We start from the raw sequence: 19,353 nt of genomic DNA on the forward strand, positions 1-19,353 counted from the left end.
CGAGCGCCGGCTCGATCTCCGCGGCGAAGCCGGACATGAAGTTGACAAACACGTACAGCCAGTTAATGTACTGGCTGAAGGCGACCAGCGTCCCCACCGTGTTCTCCCCCCGGAAGATGAGCCACGCGCCGGTGACGAGGATGGCCACCTCCGAGGCGACGGTGATCAAGGTGGTGAAACCGCCCTGGAACAGGAGGTTCAGCTTGTACAGGGCAAAACCTTCTCGAAGGTAGGCGGAAAGCGCCCGGGAGAAGCGGCGCATCACCCCGCGGAGGCCGGCCTGCACGCGCACCGAGTACAGGGCCCCCAGGCCCTCCTCGGCCTCGGCGATGTACCGGGCCTCGGCCTCCTGCCTGCGGGTGGCGGCTACCGCGGCGCGTTTCCCGTACATGCGGAAGCCCACTGCGTAGACAGCTACGGACGCCACCGAGATCCCAGCCAGGAGCGGGGCCATCACGAACATGAGCGCCAGCGTGATCAGCACGAGCACGATGTGCCCAAGGAGCTCGGAGAAGCTCTTGATGATGAGCGGAGAGCAGCGCGGCACTTCGCTCGTGAGCCGCTGCAGTGCCTCCCCGGTCTTCGTCTTGAGCGCCTGCTCGTAGGGCACGGTATGGAATCGCCTGTACATGGCGACCTGAATGTCCTGTTCCACCTTGAGCTCCAGGCGGCGCATGGCGTAACCGCGACCGTAGAGCAGGAACACCTGCGTGATCTCCGTGCCGAGGAACACGACAATCCAGATGACGAAGAGCCTTGCATCGAGGGCGGTCAGGGCATCGATCACCCGCTTGAAGAAGAAGGGGAGGACCCCACTGATCGCGAAGAACGAAAGTTGCAAAGCAAGCGCAAGCCCCCAGAGCGCACGGTACCTGAACACATGCCCACGCCAGAAACGGACGACGCGGCTGTACCGCTCTCTCATCCCTCTGCTCTTCCTTCCGACCCCTTCCTTAGCAGTTTCTGTGACCTCTCGCGTTCAGCAAACCGTTGCAGTTTCTGAACGAGGGCGGCTTCCTCGCACTGATCCTCGTAGACGTAGCCTCTGCTCTTCAGCACCTCGGCTAATGCCGGCGAGCAGTTCCCTGCGGATTTCAGGAGTCTGCACTCTTCCTGCGTCACTTTATCCGTGAGTGTATGGGTAACCATGTCAGCCCTTCCCGACAGAGTCCAACGGTGTAGTTCTTCTACACTTCCCCCCAAATTCCTCGACGATCCAGCCTTCCCTGTTGCTGGGATAGGGTGAGCGATGGGCGCAGAGGAACGGCTGGCCCCGGAAGCCGGCCTCGAGCGCTGCCAGGACAGAGCGGCCCCGCTTGCGCACGGTCGAGATGTAGCCGCGGATGCGGCCGAAGGCCTGCGCACCGGCGGAGCTGCGGAAGGTGCCGGAGATCTTCTGCTGCACCTTGACCATGCGCAGGTCGCCCTCCACCAGGTTGTAGAAAGCGCCAGTCCCCCTGTCCTGGATCCACTGGTCAAGGCCCACACATTGGATGAGAACAGTGGCGCCGACATGAGAGCCCTCCTCAACGGCCTGGACCTGCTCAGCAGGGAGTTCGGGGTGAGTTGGCCCGTCGTGCACCACTACCACAAACCGTCCGCCTTGGCCGGCCACCGCACGGGCGGCCAGCAGCTGCGCGGCTCATCCGTCCTAGTGCGGTATACGGCGCCGCAGGGGGCGGGAAAGCTAGCCCAGAGGTGGTGAGACCTGATGAGAGGATGGCTTGGTTTTGTCATCCGGCTGGTGGTTTCGGCGGTAGTCCTTCTCCTCCTTGCCGCCATACTCCCTGGCTTCCGTGTCGCCGGGTTCTGGTTCGCCCTGCTGGCAGCGGTGGTAATCGCCGTGCTGGGGTGGGTGGTGGAGGCTGTGTTCGGGCGCCGGGTTTCTCCCCAGGGGCGAGGGGTGGTGGGGTTTCTGGTGGCGGCTGTGGTCATTTACCTCGCTCAGTTCCTCGTGCCAGGGATGCAGGTCAGCGTGTGGGGTGCCCTGCTGGCTTCCCTCATCATCGGTATAGTGGACGCCTTCGTGCCCACCGAGCTCAGGTAGGGGACGCAACTGGGGTGGCGAACCCCGACTGATCTGCCACACGGGTCGGGGGTCGCCTTTCTCGTGAGCACGGGCCCCTGGGCAGGCCGCTTGCGGCCTGCCTTCTGGCCAGGTGGGATTTTCCTTTTCGGGGGCGCATAGGGTTCGCCTGGAGGGGTGGCTCCTCTTGGCGGGCCATTTGTTTTGGTGGGGCACGGGCCCCTGGTGGATGAGGTGGTTGAGGAAGTGGCGATGGCTGGCTGCGGGGTACGTGGCCGTGGTGGGCATCCTGGCGACTCTGCTGGTATGGCCCACCCCGCCCCGCACGGTTCCGGCCCTGGCCTCGCCGTTGCCCGCTCCCCCCGAAGCTCCTCCCGGCCTGGGAACCATGCTCCTCACCGTGCTCTCGGGAGGCAGGGCCGGTTTGTTCTCGCTCTGGGAATCCCCGGACGCCCCCCTGTGGAAGTGGATAATCCGGCAGGTCTTTCCCGCGTTTCCGGGGGATAATATCCCCCACGACGAGCCGGGATGGGGCGAGGTCTTGCTCGAGGGGCTGGGGGTCCTGACCGGGCTGCGCTGGCACGATCCCCTGTCCTGGCTGGTGCTTCGCGGTCCAACTCCCGCCCGCGCTCAAGAAGCCCCCGTCCCTTATTTGGCCGGAAACCCGTCTCCCGGCGGTACACTGCCGGCCGTACCGGGCGGGACCCCGCAGCAGGATCTCTCCGGCGCTGTGCGAGGGCGGGTGCTGGTCGGGCTCTACTGCACCCATGCGCGGGAGTCATATCTTCCCGTGCTGGCGGGAGCCCGCCACGCCGAAGAAGCCCATACCCTGGATGCTTCCCGCAACATGCTGCGGGTGGCGGAAGAACTGGCCCGTGCCCTGAGCCAGGAGCACGGGATCGGGGTGGTCCTCTCGCGGCGGGTTCATGACCGCCAGGGCAAGCTGGGGGCGTACGTGCGGTCGCAGGAGACTGCGCAGGCCCTGCTCCGGGAGTACCCCGACGTTCGCTTCCTGTTCGACGTCCACCGGGATTCCCCGGGCCGGGACGTCACCGCCGCCACGGTGCAGGGGCGTCCTGCCGCCCGGATCATGATCGTGCTGGGTTCCCCTTACCAGGTGGGGCCGGCCTGGGCCCGAAACAAGGCCCTGGCCGACCGTGTCGCCCAGATCATGGAAGAACGATACCCGGGGCTCCTGCGCAAGGTGCTGGTCGCCGACGCCCGCTACAACCAGCATCTTTCACAGGGTGCCCTCCTTTTCGAAATCGGGGGAGTGGAAAACACCCTGGAAGAGGCCCTCTACTCTGCTCGCCTCCTGGCGGACGTGCTGGCCACGTTGATCGCGGAGCAGGTCACGCCTCTACCGACCAAGTAGGCCAATGCTGCCCCTGGAGGTGGCCAGGGGTGGTCAGGCCTCGCCGGTTGATGCCTGCGCTCCCAGCAGGTTGGCGCGTGCGTGCCCGATGTGTGTGGAGATGGCCCGGGCAGCCCACTCTCCGTCGCGGGCGGTCAGGGCCCTGTATATCTCGCGATGTTCTTCCAGAGCCCTCTGCAGGCGCCCGGGCACCCGCAGGGAGGCGGCCCGGGCCTGCTGCACGTAGTAAATGGCCCCTCCCAGGGCGTGTTTGAGAGGCCGGCTACGGGAACCGTTGATGATCAACTGGTGGAACCTGGTATCCAGTCGAGTGACCTGCTCCACGTCCTCCCGGGCCGTGTAGAACTCCATGAGGTCTACGATCTCGCCCAGCTCCGCCAGTTCTTGTTCGCTCATGTTCTGGGCCGCCCAGCGGGCGGCCAGGGCCTCCAGTGCCAACCTGATGGTGAAGATATCCTCGACTTCCGGCGGCGTGATGCCTTCTACCACTACGCCCCGGTTGGGGAAGGAGCGCACCAGCCCCTCGGCCTCGAGGGCTTGCAGGGCTTCCCTGACCGGGGTGCGGCTTACGCCCAGTTCCTCGGCCACCCGGGCCGCCACCAGCACTTCGCCGGGGCGGTACTTACCGGTGACGATGGCTTCTCGCAACCGGCTCAGCACGTGGCTTTTCAGGGAAGCAGGGGGGCTTTCCGAGGCGTCCAGCGACTCACCCACAGTTCAATCCTCCAGGGGCAGCGAGGCAAGAAAGTCCTGCACTATGAGGTCCCACATCATCAGGGCGTCTTCTCCCCCTGGTAGCTCCCGCTCCGGGACGACCAGGCGATGCGGGAACCATTCTTTGGCCCACAGATGTTGATTCTCGCTGTAACGCATTGTATCCTCCATGCCCTTGCCCCCCGTCACCAGCATGATTGTATCCACGTATGTAGTCATCCGTCAACCCCCTGCCTCACAGGCCCAGCGGTATTGCATATTTATGCGGACGGAAGTATAATCTGGGCTATGAGAAGGGGGGCCCGATTCGTTTTGGCTGCCGCTTCTGATATGCCTTCTCGCGTGAAGGTGGCGGTCCTGGGGGCAACCGGCTACACCGGGGTGGAACTGATGCGCATCTTGCTGGGACATCCCTGCGTTCAGGTGGTGGCTGCTACCTCGGACTCGTACGCGGGCAAGAAGCTTGACGAAGTCTTCCCTCATTTGCGCCCCTGCCCGGTTCTTCTGCTGCCCACCTCGGCACCCACGACAGAAGCCGCCGGGGAGGCTGAGGTGGTGTTCATTTGCTTACCACACGGGCTGGCCATGGAGAAGGTGCCCGATCTTGTGAGGGCAGGTAAGCGCGTAATCGACTTCGGGGCGGACTTCCGCCTGCGCGACGCCGCGGCTTACCAGCAATGGTACGGGCATGCCCACACCTGTCCCGAGCTTCTGGGCGAGGCAGTGTACGGGATACCGGAACTCCGCCGCGACGAGGTGGCCCGTGCCCGGCTGGTGGCTAACCCGGGCTGTTACCCCACCAGCGTCATCCTGGCCGTGGCACCCCTGGCTTCCTGGCCTGGGGTGGACTGGTCGGCTGTGGTGGCCGATTGCAAGTCGGGAGTCACGGGCGCGGGGAGGAGTCTTTCTCTCGGCACGCACTATCCCGAGGTCAACGATTCGCTGCGTCCGTACAACGTGGGCGGTGCCCACCGGCACGTCCCGGAGATCGAGCAGGAACTGGGCCGCCTGGCGGGGTGCCCGGTGTGGGTGGCGTTCACCCCCCACCTGGTGCCCATGTCCCGGGGGATGCTGTCCGTCGTGTACTTGCGCGTCAACCCGGTGCCTTCCGCAGATGACCTGTACCGGGCGTATCGGGAGCGTTACCGGGGGGAGCCCTTCGTGCAGGTGCTGCAGCCCGGGGAGCTGCCGGCGACTGCCCACGTGCGGGGGACCAACCGGTGCCAGATCGCCGTCACGGTGGACCGGCGCACGGGCACGGTGGTAATCTTCTCGGCCATCGACAACCTGGGCAAGGGCGCGGCCGGTCAGGCGGTGCAGAACCTGAACGTGATGATGGGATGGGCGGAAGAGACGGGCCTGGGGGCCCCCGCCCTGTTCCCGTGAGAGCAGGAGGGCGGGCATGGATCGGCAAGTGGCGTCGTTCGCGAGCACGGGCACGGACCGGGATTCTTCCACCGTGTCAGCAGGGAGCACGGAAGTCAGGTGGCCACCCGGTTTCCTGGCTGCCGGCGTGAACGCGGGCATCAAGAAGAACGGCAAGCTCGACCTGGCCCTGGTGGCCAGTCTGTACCCCGCACAGGCGGCCGGGGTGTTCACCCGCAACCGGGTGCAGGCAGCCCCCGTGGTGGTGACCCGGGAGCACCTGCGGGGTGGGTTGTTGCGGGGGCTGGTGTGTAACAGCGGGCGGGCCAACGCCTGCGTGGGAGAGCGGGGCCTGGCGGACGCGCGGGCCATGGCACACGAAGCGGCGATGGTCCTTTCAGATGCTCTGGGCGAGGAAGTAATGCCCCAACAGGTGGCGGTGGCCTCCACGGGGGTGATCGGGGTTCCTCTGAACGTGGAGGCGGTGAGGGAGGGTATCCGCCGGGCAGGGAAAGTGCTTTCCCCCGGGGGATTTGAGGCGGCTGCGCGCGCCATCATGACCACGGATACCCGGCCCAAGGTCGCGGGCGTGACCGTAACCGTTCCCCGGGGAGAGGTCACGGTCGCGGGGATGGCCAAGGGGTCAGGTATGATCCACCCGGACATGGCCACGATGCTGGCCTTCATTTTTACCGATGCTCGCGCCAGTGCTTCCGACCTGCATGCCGTGCTCCGGCAGGCGGTAGACGACACCTTCAACATGCTCACCGTAGACGGGGACACCTCCACCAACGACATGGTGGTGCTTATGGCCAACGGGGCAAGCGGGATAAACCCCGGGGTGGTCGCCCTGCAGGACGCGGTTACCGCTGTATGCCTGGACCTGGCGCGGGAGATCGCCCGGGACGGCGAGGGAGCTTCCCGCTACCTGGAAGTGGAGGTGCGGGGGGCGGCCACCATGGCAGATGCCCGCCGGGCGGCGCGGGCGGTGGCCTCCTCTTCCCTGGTGAAGACGGCGGTGGCGGGGGCCGACCCTAACTGGGGACGCATTCTGGCCGCCCTGGGGTATTCGGGAGCCTTCTTCGACCCGGACCGGGTGTCGGTGCACCTGGGCCCGGTCGAAGTAGCCCGTGGCGGGGTGGAAGTGCCGTTCGATGAGGGGGAAGCCCGTCGTGCCCTGAGCGCATCGGAGGTGCACATCTTCGTGGACCTGGGGGCCGGCCCTCACCGGGCGCGGGCATTCGGTTGTGACCTAACGGAACAGTATGTGCGTATCAATGCCAGCTACCGGAGTTAGGGGCATCGCTAGCTGGCCGAGTTAGGGGGAATCCCATGAGGGCGGAAGAAAAGGCGGCGGTACTCCTGGAAGCCATGCCCTACGTGCAGGCGTTCCAGGGGAAGACGGTGGTCATCAAGTACGGAGGACACCTCGAGCAGGACCTGGGGCCATTTGCCGAGGACGTGGTTTTCCTGCACCTCGTGGGGATCCGGCCCGTGGTGGTGCACGGAGGCGGACGGGAGATCTCCGCCCTGATGGAGCGGCTGGGGAAGAAGCCCGTGTTCGTGGAGGGACTGCGGGTGACGGACCGGGAGACGGCGGAGATAGCGGAGATGGTCCTGTCCGGTAAGGTCAATCAGGAGATCGTGGCCGCCATCGCTGCCCGCGGCGGGCGAGCGGTAGGGTTGAGCGGCAAAGACGGTGCCCTGATCAGGGCCCGCAAGAAAGAGGGCCCCGTTGACCTGGGATTCGTGGGGGAGGTGGAGGAGGTGGATCCGCGCCTGGTGGCCACCCTCCTGGACAGCGGGTACATCCCCGTCTGTGCCCCCATCGCCCTGGGACCGAACGGAGAGGCGTACAATCTCAACGCCGATACGGCGGCAGCGGAACTGGCGGTGGCCCTGCGGGCCGAAAAGCTGGCCCTCCTCACCGACGTGCCCGGTGTGCTCCGGAGCCGTGACAACCCGGCCTCGCTGGTCTCCACCCTGGGGGTAGAGGAAGCCGAAGCCATGCTCGCCCTCGGGCAGGTGGAGGGGGGCATGATCCCCAAGCTGAAGGCCTGCCTGAGAGCCGTGCGCGGGGGGGTGAAGTCGGCCCACATCGTGGACGGGCGGCGCCCCCACTTCCTCCTGGTGGAGATCTTCACCCGCGAAGGGGCCGGGACCATGGTGGTGCCTGCCGCCGCGGGTGAGCAAGGGGAGGAGGCTGGCGCTGGGGAGCGTGACGCTGCACGGGCGGAGGCCAGCGGGGATGGGGCCGGGCAGGAAGAGGCAGAGGTGGTTGACCAGGAGCGGCGTCACTACTGGCCGATTTTCCGCCGCCAGCCCCTGGTGCTGGTGCGGGGGGAAGGCTCCTGGGTCTGGGACATCCGGGGCCGCCGCTACCTGGATTTCGTCACCGGCCTGGCCGTGTGCGGCCTGGGGCACTGTCACCCCCGGGTGACACGGGCCATCTGCGAGCAGGCGAGGGAGCTGGTCCACACGTCATGCCTGTATTACACCGTACCCCAGGTTCGGCTGGCGCGGGAACTGGCCCGGTTGAGCGGCCTGGACCGCGTGTTCTTCGCCAATTCGGGAGCCGAGGCTAACGAAGGGGCAATCAAGCTGGCCCGCAAGTTCGGGGCGCGGGACGGGCGCTTTCACATCGTCACCGCCCGCCGGTCCTTCCACGGGCGCACTCTGGCCACCCTGGCCGCCACCGGACAGGAGAAGTATCACCGGGGCTTCGCGCCCCTACCTCCGGGTTTCAGTTACATCCCCTTTGGCGACGTGGCCGCCCTGGAGCAGGCCGTTACCCCCGAGACTGTGGCAGTGATGGTGGAACCGGTACAGGGGGAAGGGGGCATCTACCCTGCCTCGCAGGAATTCATGGATGCTTTGGCCAGGTGGCAGCAGGCGGGCGTACTCCTCATCTGTGACGAGATCCAGTGCGGCCTCGGTCGCACGGGAAAGTGGTTTGCCTTCCAGCACTACGGCGTCAAGCCGGACATCGTCACCCTAGCCAAGTCCCTGGGGGGAGGCGTGCCCATCGGGGCAGTGCTGGCCCGCGAAGAGGTGGCAGTGTGCCTGGCTCCCGGCGATCACGGCTCCACCTTCGGTGGTAATCCCCTGGCCTGTCGGGCGGCCCTGGCTTATCTGGAAGCATTGCAGGACGAGAGGGTGGTGGAAAACGCCGCCGCCATGGGTGAGTACCTGGCGAGGGGGCTCCGGGATCTGGCCGCGCGCCACCCGGCGGTGGCCGAGGTACGGGCACTGGGCCTGATGGCGGGGCTCGAGTTGCGCGTACCAGGTGCGCAGGTGGTGGCGGTTTGCCGCGAACTGGGGCTGCTGGTCAACTGCACGGAAGAGGTGGTGATCCGCCTGCTGCCGGCCCTCAACGTGACCAGGGCCGAGGTGGATCGGGCGGTGGAGATCCTGGATCAGGCCCTGGCGGTGGCCGATGCCGCGCTCGCAGGGGCGCGGGCGGGAGCCGACGCCGCCGGCAACTGACCGGGCGGGAGCAGGTGCTGCCCGGAAGGAAGCCGGGGCGGCGCAATGAGGAAGGAGGGGTATCATGGATAAGGTGGTGCTGGCGTATTCGGGTGGCCTGGATACCTCGGTGGCCATCCACTGGTTGAAGGAAAAGTACGGCATGGAAGTGGTGGCGCTCATCGCCGACCTGGGCGAAGGGCGAGATCTGGAGGCTCTGGTCCGTAAGGCGCTCCAGGTGGGGGCGGTGTCCTGCCGGGCCGTGGATGCCCGTGAACAGTTCGTGCGCGAATTTGTGTTCCCCGCCCTGCGGGCCCACGCCGTCTACGAGGGCGTGTACCCCCTCTCGGCGGGGTTGTCCCGGCCTCTCATCGCCCGGCTGTTGGTGGAGACCGCTCACGCCGAGGGGGCCAAGGCGGTGGCCCACGGCTGCACGGGTAAGGGGAATGATCAGGTCAGGTTCGACGTGTCCATAGCGGCGCTGGATCCCACCTTGAAGGTGATCGCTCCCGTGCGGGAGTGGAGCTGGTCCCGGGAAGAAGAGATCGACTACGCCCGTGCTCACGGCATTCCCGTGCCCGTGGAGAAGCGCAACCCGTTCTCCATCGACCAGAACCTGTGGGGGCGCAGCATCGAGTGCGGGGTGCTGGAGGATCCCTGGGTGGAGCCTCCCCCCGAGGCATTTGCCTGGACGCGGGATGTGGCCGACACCCCTTCTGCGCCCTGCTACCTGCAGATCGAGTTCGTCGAGGGGGTGCCGGTGGCCCTGGACGGGGAACCCCTGGATCCCGTCGACCTGCTCGTGCGTCTGAACCGCCTGGCGGGCGAGCACGGGGTGGGGCGGATCGACCACGTGGAGAACCGGCTGGTGGGTATCAAGTCCCGCGAGGTGTACGAAGCCCCCGCGGCCACGGTGCTGCTGGCGGCGCACCGCGCCCTGGAGGCCCTGTGCCTTCCCCGCGAGACCGCCCATTTCAAGGTGCTGGTGGAACAAAAGTACTCGGAGCTTGTGTACTACGGGCTCTGGTACTCGCCCTTGCGTGCGGCCCTGGACGCCTTCGTGGCCTCCACCCAGCAGTACGTGACCGGTACGGTGCGGGTGAAGCTGCACCGTGGCACCTGCCAGGTGGTGGGGCGGCGGTCTCCGTATTCCCTGTACGACTACGGCCTGGCAACTTACGATGCGGCCGACACCTTCCGGCACGACTCGGCGGTGGGATTCATCGACATCTGGGGCTTGCCCACCCGGGTGTCCGCCCGTGTGCAGGGAGTTCCCGGAATGCGCTATGCCCGGTCGGCCGCCGGGGAGCCCGCCGCGGCGGCGTCGGGAGGCTGCGAGGAGTCACTGGCCTCCCTGTCCACGGGAGTTTCGGCAGCGGTGGGCGGAGGGTGTCAAGCGTGAGGCTGTGGGGGGGCCGTTTCCAGCGGGACCCGCGGCAGGAGGTGCTGGCCTACACCTCGTCCCTGCCTTACGACCGGCGTCTGGCCCGCCAGGACGTGGAGGGCAGCCGGGCCCATGTGCGCATGCTGGGAGCTCGCGGTATCCTGAGCCCCCAGGAAGTCGAGCGGCTGCTGAGCGGTCTGGATATGGTGGCAAGGGAACTGGAAGAAGGCACCTTCCCCTTCCGGCCCGAACTGGAAGACATCCATACCTGCGTGGAAGCGCGCCTGGGGGAACTGGTGGGGGAGGTGGCGGGGAAGCTGCATACAGCCCGCAGCCGCAACGACCAGGTGGCCCTGGACATGCACATGTATCTGCGGGAACAGGTGGCTGAACTGGACCGGGCAGTAGGCCGGCTGCAGGAGAATATCCTGGATCTGGCGGAGAAGCATCAGGACCTGATCATGCCCGGGTATACCCACCTGCAGCGCGCCCAGCCGGTGCTTTTCGCTCATCACCTGCTGGCCTACTTCTTTATGCTGCAGCGAGACCGGGAGCGCCTGGCATTTTGCTCCCGCCAGCTTGACCGCATGCCCCTGGGGGCCGCGGCCCTGGCGGGTACCGGTTTCCCCATCGACCCCGAACAGGTGGCCAGAGAACTGGGATTCTCCCGGCTCTATGACAATTCTATGGACGCCGTGTCCGACCGCGACCACGTGGTGGAAGTGCTCTCGGCCTGTGCCCTCATCATGGTGCACCTGGGGCGCCTGGCCGAAGAACTGGTGCTGTGGAGCAGCCGGGAGTTCGGCTTCCTGGAACTGGACGACAGCTATGCCACCGGTTCCAGCATCATGCCTCAGAAGAAGAATCCCGACGTGGCCGAGCTCGTGAGGGGCCGGGTGGGGCGGGTGGTGGGTCACCTGGTGGGGTTCCTGATGGTGCTGAAGGGCCTTCCCCTGGCCTATTGCCGGGACCTGCAGGAGGACAAGGAGGCCCTTTTCGGGGCCCTGGACACCACCATCTCGTCCCTGCAGGTGATGGCCGGTATGATCGCCACCGCCCGTCCCCAACCGGAGGCCATGGCGCGCGCCTGCCGGGGCGGGCTCCTCACCGCTACCGACCTGGCCGACTACCTGGTGCAAAAGGGGATGCCATTCCGCCAGGCCCACCGGCTGGTAGGTCAGATAGTTCTCCGCTGCCTCGAGCAGGGCAAGGAGTTGTGGGAACTGAGCCCCGAAGAGTACCGGAGTTTCTCTCCCCTTTTTGGCGACGACGTGCGGGAGGTGGTGACGCCCGAAGCCAGCGTACGTGCCAGGCGTTCCCCCGGGGGAACTGCTCCCGAGAGTGTGAAGGCCCAGTTGAAAAAAGCGCGGGCGTTGGCAGGAAGTTCCCATTCCGGGGTGGTATAATGGCACCGTGGTGATGCAAGAGTGACATCAGTCCCCCGCGAACCCGGCAGCGGGCCCGACCCCGCCTCCCGGCAGGCCCTGGAGCAAATCGTGCAGCGGAGCCGGGAGGCCCTGGCCCGCGATCCCCGCGACCTGGCGGCCCGGCGGGACCTGGGCTCGGCCCTGTATCAACTGGGACAGGTGGAAATGGCGACCGCCGAGCTCCAGCAGGTGCTGGCGCGGGACCCGCGGGACGCGGGGGCCCGTTACCTGCTTGCGCTCTGTCTGGCGGAACAGGGGAAGCTGGACGAGGCTGCCTCCCACCTGCGTCAGGTGGTGAAGTCCCGGCCCCGGCACGCACTGGCCCATTATTTCCTGGGGCGCATCCTGGGGTTGCAGGGGAAACTGCCCGAAGCCGAGGCTGAGGTTCGCCTGGCGGTAGACGTCGAACCCCACCCGCGCATGATCTCGTACCTGGCGGAACTGTACCTGGCCCTGGGCGATTTGGGCCGGGCCAGCGCCTGCTGGCGCAAGGTGGTGGAGATGGACCCCGAAGACCAGCATGCCAGGCGCAACCTGGTGGCGACATATCTGGACCGGGGCATGTACGACCGGGCCATCGAGGAAGGGAACCGGGCGCTGGTGGCGGGGGCTTCCCATCCCACCCTTTTCTATAACCTGGGGCTGGCCTACCTGCGCCGGGGGGATGTGGAGCAGAGCATCGACCACCTGGAAAAAGCCCACTCCCTGGACCCCGCTCACGTGCCCACGTTGATCGGGCTGGGGGAGGCATATGCCGCCGCCGGCCGGCTGCCCGAGGCGGGGCAGGCGTGGCAAAAGGCACTGGACCGGGATCCCGGCAACCCCCTGGCCCTGTACGACCTGGGGGTGGCGGCCCTGCACGGCGGCCAGCCCGAAGAGGCCGTTTCTTACTGGCGGCAGGCTCTTAGCAGCCAGGAGCGCTTTGTGCCCGCCCGGAGGGCGCTGGCCAATTTCCTGGTCCACCAGGGACGTGCCGGGGAAGGCATCGCCCTGTGGGAAGAAGCGGTTCGGGCAGAGCCCCGCAATGTGGAAGCCCGGGCCTACCTGGCCCAGGTGCTGCTGCTGGCGGGGGACTACCCCCGTGCTCGCCAGGTGGCCCGGGAGGCGGCGGATCTTGACCCCGGAGACGTGCGGGCTGCCGTGATCGAGTTCCTGGCCTCTTTCCGCCAGGGGGATGAACTGGGGATGGTGCGTGCCCTGCGCCGGGCTGCCCGCATCCGCGGTTTTGTCCCCCGAGCGGTGGCCGCTTGCCGGGATCTCCTCGACAGAGAAGAGTTGCAGGGTTTAGCCGAGCGCTTGCGCGACAGTACCGCCGCTCGCGTGCTGTCCCTGCTCCTTGACGAACTGACCCAGGCCTCGTAACCGGGCGAGGTCTTCGGGGCTGTTGACGTTGAAGAAAGCCAGCTGGGGCGGGGCATAGAGGCGGATTTCCCGTTCTTCCACGGGACGCACCCGCACCCGGGGGTAAAAAGAAGCCAGGCGCCTTTCCCCCCGCGCCAGTGCCTCCTCTATGGCAGCCAGGCAGGAGGGGGCGTATAGGGCGGCCAGAGGTTCCCAGAAACCGTTCCAGCGCGGCACCACTGCCTGCCATCCGTCTTCGCTGCTGGCCACTTCCAGCATATAAACGGCCAGCCCCGCGGGAAAAAGGGGCAGGTCGCAGGCGAGCGCCAGGGCCCAGGGGGTGCGGCACTCCCTCAGGCCGGCAGCGAGGGCGGCCAGGGGGCCCACCCCGGGCACCTCACTGTCCACCACCCGGTAAGGGAGCCCTTCCGCCACGGTCCGATCGCGGCTTACGATGAGCACCGTCCCGGTCAGGTCGGCCAGGAGCCGGGCGGCCCGCGCCACCAGGGTTTCCCCTCCCAGGGTGGCCACGGCCTTGCTGAACCCCATGCGGGACGAGCTCCCCCCTGCCAGCAGCAGTCCGGTAACTGCCGCGGCCGGGGCAGGTCCCCCGGTTCGCTTGCGGCCGGTGCTCACGGCGTGGCAACCTCCGGCCGGCGCAGTCCCAGGGTTTCTTCTACCAGAACCGCCAGCTCCGGGGCGTCTTGCGGTCCCCGCGCCACGCGCAGGGAGCCGGGGCCAGGATCCCGGGAAGGCCCAGGACCCTGTACGTGTACGCTGGGTATCTCCAGGTGGTGGTGGCCTTCCACCAGGATGACGTCGGGCCGGGGGAGTCCCAGGGAATGGTAGAAAGCGGCGAGCGCCTCTGCCAGCCGGGCGGGGTCGAGGTGCTCAGCGCCGTATCCCAGCACAGCCCAGGAGCCGGGCGAGTGGAGCAGCACTGCTTCTGCACCGGCCCGGGCAAGACGCCAGCTATCTTTTCCCGGCCGATCCAGGGAAAAGCCCCCCGGGCTGTGTTTCAAGGCGGCCACCCGCCAGCCCCTCTCTCTGAGGGCACGGATCAGGGCCTCCAGCACGGTGGTCTTGCCGGTTCCGGAAGCACCCGTTATGCCGAACATGGGGATACCGCCCGGCATCACTCTCACTCTCCTCCGGCCGCAATTCTGACCCACCTCTGCTCCCTCTGAGGCGCATCTACGGTGACTGCCCGGCAGTTGTTCCTGTTCGCCACTGTCCTTGCCGCTCCTGCAGGATAGCCGGGGAGGAGTGGAACCCTTGACGAGGTCTTCCCGCTGTGCGCAGGCATGGGGGCCAAGCGGGTGGGAGATGATAACGCCGGAGGTGGTAATTTGGGTCGGCAGCAGGATCGGCCGGGGAACAAAACCCGCCTCCCCGACCTGGATCAGGAGCGGCTGGAATACGAGGTGGCGGAGGAGATCGGGGTAGACCCGAACCGGGCGCGCCAGGCCCGCAGCCGGGGACGCAAGGGACGTAACAGCGACAGGGCAAACCCGCCCAACCCCCCGTGAGATCATGGGCGAAGCTGGGCCCCGCTTGGTCGGGGCCCTCTTTGTTTTACACGGCCAGCGGTTGAGGTGCGCGGCCAGGGGTCTAAGGGCGTGGCAGAGGCCGGGGCGTGCAGGCAGGAGCGAACGGGGGTGGCGTCGAACCCGGCAGGTACCGGTATGGAAGTCTTGGCCTTTGTGGGACCGAGCGGGACGGGCAAGAGCCACCACGCATCCCTGGTGGCGTACGAAACCCAGGCTGATCTGATCATCGATGACGGCCTGGTGATCCGGGATGGCCGTATCGTGGCGGGCAGGTCCGCCAAGCGGGAGGCCACCCGGGTGGGGGCCTTGCGCGCTGCTTTCTTCGTGGACCCGGATCACGCCCGGCAGGCAGCGGACAAGATCCGGGAACTGGGGCCGTCACGGGTGCTGGTCCTGGCCACCTCCGTGGGCATGGCCGACCGCATCTGCCGCACCTTGGGCTTGCCCCTGCCCACGGAGTACATCTCGATTGAACAGGTGGCTTCCGCGGAGGAGATTCGCCTGGCCCTGCGGGCCCGGCGTCACGAGGGCAAGCATGTCATCCCGGCGCCCACCTTCGAGGTGAAAAAAGGGTTTTCCGGGTACCTGGTCGACCCCCTGCGTTTTTTGTTCCGCCCGCGCCAGGCTCCCGAGCCGGCGCGGCTCGTGGTGGAAAAATCGGTGGTGAGGCCCACCTACAGCTCCCTGGGCAAGTTCTTCATATCGCAGGCTGTGGTGGTGGCCATCACCGCCCGTGCCTGCCGGGAAGTCGAGGGGGTGGCCCGCGTGTTGCGCGCGCGGGTGGACCTTAAGCCGGAAGGGGTGGTGGTAAACCTGGATGTTGCCCTACGTCGTGGTCCCGGGCTGGCCCACATCATGCCGGGAGTCCAGGAGAAGGTGGCCGAGACCCTGGAGCACATGACAGCCCTCAACGTCCTGGGGATCAACGTTTGCGCCCGGAAGCTGGTGCTCGAGTAGACAATGAACGCGCAAGAGGCGGCAGACCCCGGCGCGGGGGAGGCCGCGAGGCTGCGGAAAGGGCGGGAGGTAGCCGGATGCCAGCTGATTACGCACAGTACGTGGACGCCGACCTGGTCATAGGGGTGCTGTGTGACCTGGTGGCCATTGACTCCCGCAACCCCGACCTGGTGCCGGGAGCTCCCGGTGAAGAGGCCATAGCCCGGTGCCTGGCAGAGCGGCTGCGGGAGCTGGGGCTGGAAGTGCACTGGCAGCAAGTGGCCCCCGGTCGGCCCAACGTGGTGGCCGTTCTGCGGGGGACCGATCCCAGGGCTCCTTCCCTAATGTGGAACGGCCACCTGGACACCGTGGGCGTCGAGGGGATGGCCGAGCCTTTCCGTCCTCGGCGGGAAGGGGGCCTGGTGTACGGCAGGGGCGCATACGACATGAAGGCGGGCCTGGCCGCGGCAGTTGGGGCTCTGGACGCCATCCGGCGAGCGGGTCGCTTGCCTGGTGATGTGGTGCTGGCCGGGGTGTGCGATGAGGAGTATGCCAGCCTGGGCACCTCCGCCCTGGTCAAGGAGTATCGCACCACGGGTGCTCTGGTCCTGGAGCCCACCGCCCTGGGGGTGGGGCTGTGCCACAAGGGATTCGTATGGGTAGAGGTGGAGGCTCGCGGGAAGGCGGCCCACGGTAGCAACTACCGGGAGGGAGTGGATGCCATTTTACGAATGGGGCGTTTCCTGGCAGCCCTCGACGGTTACCAGCGCAGCTACCTCATGGCCCGCCACCATCCCTACCTGGGTTCCCCTTCTCTCCATGCCTCCTGGATCGAGGGGGGTGGAGAACTCAGCACGTACCCGGCCCGTTGCACGCTCCGGCTGGAGCGCCGGACCTTACCTGGAGAGACGGACGAGCAGGTGCGGGCAGAGGTGGAGCACCTGGTGCGGCAGGTGGCCGAGGAAGAAGCACGGGCCGGCGAGGTCACCCGCGCCGGAGACTGGCAGGTCAGGCTTCTTCTCTCCCGACCTCCCTACGAGGTAGGGGTGGGGGAACGGGTAGTCAGGGCGCTGCGGGAAGGTTACCGGCGTGCCCTGGGCCAGGAGCCCGCTTTGACGGGATCATACCCCTGGACGGACGCTGTCCTCCTGGGACAGGCCGGGATACCGTGCGCCATCTTCGGCCCGGGCGGGGGAGGGGCCCACGCCCGGGTGGAGTACGTGAGCGAGGAACAGACCGTGGCGGCGGCCCGTGTGCTGGCCGAGACGGCGGCGGTCTTCGCAACGTTGTAGGCCTCACCCGTTTCGGGGGTGGGCCCGCTCGTGGTGCTCATGGGGGGCGGGGGGCGGGAATAAAAAAGGAGGCAGGGGGATACCCCTGCCCTTGTTGTGGCTCGTGGGCGGATTGGGACTCTTCTGGTACGGGCTGTACTCCCTCAGCCAGGGCGCGCGGGGGGCGCTGGGTCACCTCCGGGACCGGCTGTGGCACAGGACTACCCACCCTCTGACCGGGTTGGTTGCGGGGGCCGTGTGCGCGGCCCTGCTCAACTCGTCGGGGGCCACGGCCCTACTTACCGTGGGGCTGGTGGAAGCGGGACTGGTGAACCTGCGGGCGGCCATCAGCCTGATCCTGGGGGCCAACGTGGGCACGACGGTGGTGCCCCAGCTGCTGGCCTCTCCCCTGGGGGACTGGGGCCTCCCCCTGGCGGGCGCGGGAGCGCTGTTGAACCTGGCGGCACCCTGGCGCCGCGTGCGGGCCGGGGGCCAGGGATTGATGGGGTTCGGCCTGGTGCTGCTGGGCCTGAGTACGGCGGCATCATCTTTGCAGCCGCTTGCCCGGGGAATGGACTGGGTGGTGCTGCTGGAAGGGCTGCGAGGACCCCTGCGCGGGCTGGGGCTGGGAATGGTCATGGCCCTCGTCCTGCAGTCGGGTAACGCCGCGGTGGCCATCCTGCAGGGGGTGGCCAGCGACGGCACTTTTTCCCTGCCCCTGGTGGCGCCGGTGGTGATGGGGATCAACCTGGGTTCATCGCTGCCCACCCTGCTGGCTGCTTTGGTAACGGGCAGTCCTGCCGGCAGGCGTGTGGCCGTCTTCCACGTCCTCTGCAACGCCGTGGGGGTGGTTATGTTCTATCCCCTCGCCCCCGTCCTGGCCGGCCTGTCGCTGCGCGTTTCCGCTCATCCGCCGGCCCAGGTGGCCCTGGTGCATACCCTGTTCAACCTGGGTACCAGCCTGGCGGAACTCCCCTTCGTGGGAGCCTGGGAAAGAGTGTGCCGGTGGCTGGTACCGGGAGAAGACCGTCGCTGAAAGGAACCTGCTGGCGCAGGCTAGAATACCAATGCAGGGGCTGCCGCACTACCCGGGCGGAGGTGGAGTGTTGCACAGCCAGTACCTGGGCCTGGAACAGCGGCAAAAACTGGTTTTGAGTCCCCAGCTGCGTCAGGCGCTCACGGTCCTGCAATTGCCTCTGGCCGGACTGGCCCAGCTGGTACAGCAGGAACTGTGCGAAAATCCCTTGCTGGAAGTGCGCGAAGAAGTGGACTGGCGTTCCGAGGACGTCCCCAGCGAGGAGCCCGACTGGCTCGACCTTTTCGGGGATTGCAGCGATGTGGGATTGGTCCCCGGAGAACCGTCCCGAAACGAGCCCCGAGGGCTTGACCATCTGGGGAGCCCGACCGGCGGGCTGACCGAGTACCTGCTGTTCCAGTTGCACGTAAGCGGGGCACCCCCCCATCTGCAGGTGGTGGGCGAGTACCTGGTGGGGTGCCTGGACACCCGCGGGTACCTGGCCTTCTCCAGCGAGGAGGTGGCCGGCGCCCTGGGTTGTGATGCAGCGGTGGTGGAAGAGGCTCTGGCTCTGGTGCAGAGCCTGGACCCCCCCGGGGTGGGAGCCCGTTCCCTCCAGGAGTGCCTCGTCCTGCAGTTGCGTCGATTGAAGGGCGTATCGGGGGACGATGAGATCGTGGCCCTGGCCGAACTGGTGGTGTGCGAACACCTGGAGGATCTGGCAGAAGGACGGTGGGATCGGCTGGCGGGCCGCCTCGGTGTGGAGGTGGAGAAGGTGCATCTGGCGGCCCAGGTGGTGCGGGGGCTGGATCCCAAGCCGGGACTTGCCTTCGGAGGCCAGCAGGACGTGCGCTATGTGCAACCGGACGTGGTGGTGGAGCGGGTCGGTTCCGATTACGTCGTGCTGGTCAACGACTGGGGAGTACCCCGCCTGGGCCTGAGCAGGTACTACCGGCGCCTGCTGGAGGAGGGACTGGCGGACGAGCCCACCCGTCAGTTCCTGCAGGATCGGATGCGGCGGGCCGTGTGGTTCTTGCGGAGCATCGAGCAGCGTCGGTACACCCTGCACCGGGTGGCAGAGGCCGTGTTCCGCTTCCAGCGGGATTTCCTGGAGCGGGGCTGGCCCGGACTCAGGCCGCTCACCCTGCGCCAGGTGGCTGAGGCGGCGTCCTGCCACGAGTCCACGGTTTCGCGGGCGGTGGCCGGCAAGTACGCCCAGACGCCGCGGGGGATGTTTCCCCTGCGCTTTTTCTTCCCGAGTGCCCTGGTAGGACGGGCCGGAGAGGTGGTCGCTGCGGCTGCGGTGAAGAGGTTACTGCAGGAGATGGTGGCCGGAGAAGATCCGGCGGCGCCGCTGAGTGACGAGGCGTTGGCCCTCCGGTTGCGGGACCGGGGGGTGGACATCTCGCGGCGGACGGTGGCGAAGTACCGGGCCGAGCTGGGTATCGCCCCATCGGCCCGTCGACGGCGTTGCCCCAGGTAAG

20 protein-coding genes are annotated in these 19,353 nt (G+C 67.3%); 14 read left to right on the forward strand and 6 right to left on the reverse strand.

The window, feature by feature from the left end; all coding sequences use genetic code 11:
• Together AB1446_03060 and AB1446_03065 are read right to left on the reverse strand one after the other, a co-directional pair.
• A partial coding sequence (locus tag AB1446_03060; protein ID MEW6545883.1) for an ABC transporter ATP-binding protein occupies window positions 1–925 on the reverse strand: 925 nt, incomplete at its 3' end.
• A gap of 225 nt (window positions 926–1,150) precedes the next feature.
• The gene (locus AB1446_03065) at window positions 1,151–1,591 is read right to left on the reverse strand and encodes a hypothetical protein (protein ID MEW6545884.1); all 441 of its coding nucleotides are present in this window, start codon (window positions 1,589–1,591) and stop codon (window positions 1,151–1,153) included.
• On the opposite strand from AB1446_03065, the gene AB1446_03070 reads away from it, so the two are divergent.
• The 3 genes from AB1446_03070 to AB1446_03080 all read left to right on the forward strand — a co-directional run bounded on the left by AB1446_03070 (window position 1,490) and on the right by AB1446_03080 (window position 3,401).
• On the forward strand, window positions 1,490–1,705 hold the full coding sequence (locus AB1446_03070; protein ID MEW6545885.1) for a hypothetical protein: 216 nt from the start codon (window positions 1,490–1,492) through the stop codon (window positions 1,703–1,705). The genes AB1446_03065 and AB1446_03070 overlap by 102 nt on opposite strands.
• Window positions 1,706–1,711: 6 nt before the next feature.
• Window positions 1,712–2,047, forward strand: a complete 336-nt coding sequence (locus AB1446_03075) for a phage holin family protein (GenBank protein MEW6545886.1) — start codon at window positions 1,712–1,714, stop codon at window positions 2,045–2,047.
• Between the two features lie 217 nt (window positions 2,048–2,264).
• Window positions 2,265–3,401, forward strand: coding sequence for a stage II sporulation protein P (locus AB1446_03080; protein MEW6545887.1), 1,137 nt, complete (start codon window positions 2,265–2,267; stop codon window positions 3,399–3,401).
• A gap of 33 nt (window positions 3,402–3,434) precedes the next feature.
• Here AB1446_03080 and AB1446_03085 read toward each other — a convergent pair whose 3' ends face one another.
• Both AB1446_03085 and AB1446_03090 read right to left on the reverse strand, forming a co-directional pair.
• Complete coding sequence (locus AB1446_03085) at window positions 3,435–4,115, reverse strand: GntR family transcriptional regulator (GenBank protein ID MEW6545888.1); 681 nt, start codon at window positions 4,113–4,115, stop codon at window positions 3,435–3,437.
• Window positions 4,116–4,118: 3 nt separating this feature from the next.
• On the reverse strand, window positions 4,119–4,334 hold the full coding sequence (locus AB1446_03090) for a hypothetical protein (GenBank protein ID MEW6545889.1): 216 nt from the start codon (window positions 4,332–4,334) through the stop codon (window positions 4,119–4,121).
• A 111-nt stretch (window positions 4,335–4,445) separates the two neighbouring features.
• On the opposite strand from AB1446_03090, the gene argC reads away from it, so the two are divergent.
• The 6 genes from argC (at window position 4,446) to AB1446_03120 (ending at window position 13,118) form a co-directional block, all read left to right on the forward strand.
• Complete coding sequence (gene argC / locus AB1446_03095) at window positions 4,446–5,501, forward strand: N-acetyl-gamma-glutamyl-phosphate reductase (GenBank protein MEW6545890.1); 1,056 nt, start codon at window positions 4,446–4,448, stop codon at window positions 5,499–5,501.
• Window positions 5,502–5,517: 16 nt separating this feature from the next.
• On the forward strand, window positions 5,518–6,777 hold the full coding sequence (gene argJ / locus AB1446_03100) for a bifunctional glutamate N-acetyltransferase/amino-acid acetyltransferase ArgJ (protein ID MEW6545891.1): 1,260 nt from the start codon (window positions 5,518–5,520) through the stop codon (window positions 6,775–6,777).
• Window positions 6,778–6,812: 35 nt separating this feature from the next.
• Entirely contained in the window at window positions 6,813–8,966 is a 2,154-nt protein-coding gene (argB, locus tag AB1446_03105) for an acetylglutamate kinase (protein ID MEW6545892.1), read from the forward strand.
• A gap of 64 nt (window positions 8,967–9,030) precedes the next feature.
• Entirely contained in the window at window positions 9,031–10,347 is a 1,317-nt protein-coding gene (locus AB1446_03110) for an argininosuccinate synthase (protein ID MEW6545893.1), read from the forward strand.
• Window positions 10,344–11,735 (forward strand): argininosuccinate lyase, encoded by a 1,392-nt coding sequence (gene argH, locus AB1446_03115; GenBank protein ID MEW6545894.1) that lies wholly within the window; start codon window positions 10,344–10,346, stop codon window positions 11,733–11,735. Before AB1446_03110 ends, argH begins: the two co-directional genes overlap by 4 nt.
• A gap of 21 nt (window positions 11,736–11,756) precedes the next feature.
• A complete protein-coding gene (locus tag AB1446_03120; protein MEW6545895.1) occupies window positions 11,757–13,118 on the forward strand; it encodes a tetratricopeptide repeat protein in 1,362 nt (453 codons plus the stop codon).
• Here AB1446_03120 and AB1446_03125 read toward each other — a convergent pair.
• Window positions 13,041–13,733, reverse strand: coding sequence for a molybdenum cofactor guanylyltransferase (locus AB1446_03125; protein MEW6545896.1), 693 nt, complete (start codon window positions 13,731–13,733; stop codon window positions 13,041–13,043). The two genes, AB1446_03120 and AB1446_03125, sit on opposite strands and share 78 nt — an antisense overlap.
• Entirely contained in the window at window positions 13,730–14,233 is a 504-nt protein-coding gene (gene mobB, locus AB1446_03130; protein ID MEW6545897.1) for a molybdopterin-guanine dinucleotide biosynthesis protein B, read from the reverse strand. Before mobB ends, AB1446_03125 begins: the two co-directional genes overlap by 4 nt.
• Before the next feature lie 213 nt (window positions 14,234–14,446).
• On the opposite strand from mobB, the gene AB1446_03135 reads away from it, so the two are divergent.
• The 5 genes from AB1446_03135 (at window position 14,447) to rpoN (ending at window position 19,352) form a co-directional block, all read left to right on the forward strand.
• A complete protein-coding gene (locus AB1446_03135; GenBank protein ID MEW6545898.1) occupies window positions 14,447–14,626 on the forward strand; it encodes a hypothetical protein in 180 nt (59 codons plus the stop codon).
• Window positions 14,627–14,782: 156 nt separating this feature from the next.
• Window positions 14,783–15,604 (forward strand): hypothetical protein, encoded by an 822-nt coding sequence (locus AB1446_03140; GenBank protein ID MEW6545899.1) that lies wholly within the window; start codon window positions 14,783–14,785, stop codon window positions 15,602–15,604.
• A gap of 77 nt (window positions 15,605–15,681) precedes the next feature.
• Complete coding sequence (locus tag AB1446_03145; protein MEW6545900.1) at window positions 15,682–16,875, forward strand: ArgE/DapE family deacylase; 1,194 nt, start codon at window positions 15,682–15,684, stop codon at window positions 16,873–16,875.
• 91 nt (window positions 16,876–16,966) lie between these two features.
• On the forward strand, window positions 16,967–17,890 hold the full coding sequence (locus AB1446_03150; protein MEW6545901.1) for a Na/Pi symporter: 924 nt from the start codon (window positions 16,967–16,969) through the stop codon (window positions 17,888–17,890).
• A gap of 70 nt (window positions 17,891–17,960) precedes the next feature.
• Complete coding sequence (gene rpoN / locus AB1446_03155) at window positions 17,961–19,352, forward strand: RNA polymerase factor sigma-54 (GenBank protein MEW6545902.1); 1,392 nt, start codon at window positions 17,961–17,963, stop codon at window positions 19,350–19,352.
• Window position 19,353 lies beyond the last annotated feature (1 nt).

It is taken from the genome of Bacillota bacterium, from assembly GCA_040757085.1.
GTDB lineage: Bacteria > Bacillota > Sulfobacillia > JACIYH01 > JACIYH01 > JACIYH01.

What these genes read in the sequence shown, in the direction of transcription:
- AB1446_03075 (MEW6545886.1), top strand. Translation starts at nt 1,712, where the DNA reads ATGAGAGGATGGCTTGGTTTTGTCATCCGGCTGGTGGTTTCGGCGGTA.
- AB1446_03090 (MEW6545889.1), bottom strand. Translation starts at nt 4,334, where the DNA reads ATGACTACATACGTGGATACAATCATGCTGGTGACGGGGGGCAAGGGC.
- argC (MEW6545890.1), top strand. Translation starts at nt 4,446, where the DNA reads ATGCCTTCTCGCGTGAAGGTGGCGGTCCTGGGGGCAACCGGCTACACC.
- argJ (MEW6545891.1), top strand. Translation starts at nt 5,518, where the DNA reads ATGGATCGGCAAGTGGCGTCGTTCGCGAGCACGGGCACGGACCGGGAT.
- argB (MEW6545892.1), top strand. Translation starts at nt 6,813, where the DNA reads ATGAGGGCGGAAGAAAAGGCGGCGGTACTCCTGGAAGCCATGCCCTAC.
- AB1446_03110 (MEW6545893.1), top strand. Translation starts at nt 9,031, where the DNA reads ATGGATAAGGTGGTGCTGGCGTATTCGGGTGGCCTGGATACCTCGGTG.
- mobB (MEW6545897.1), bottom strand. Translation starts at nt 14,233, where the DNA reads ATGCCGGGCGGTATCCCCATGTTCGGCATAACGGGTGCTTCCGGAACC.
- AB1446_03140 (MEW6545899.1), top strand. Translation starts at nt 14,783, where the DNA reads ATGGAAGTCTTGGCCTTTGTGGGACCGAGCGGGACGGGCAAGAGCCAC.
- AB1446_03145 (MEW6545900.1), top strand. Translation starts at nt 15,682, where the DNA reads ATGCCAGCTGATTACGCACAGTACGTGGACGCCGACCTGGTCATAGGG.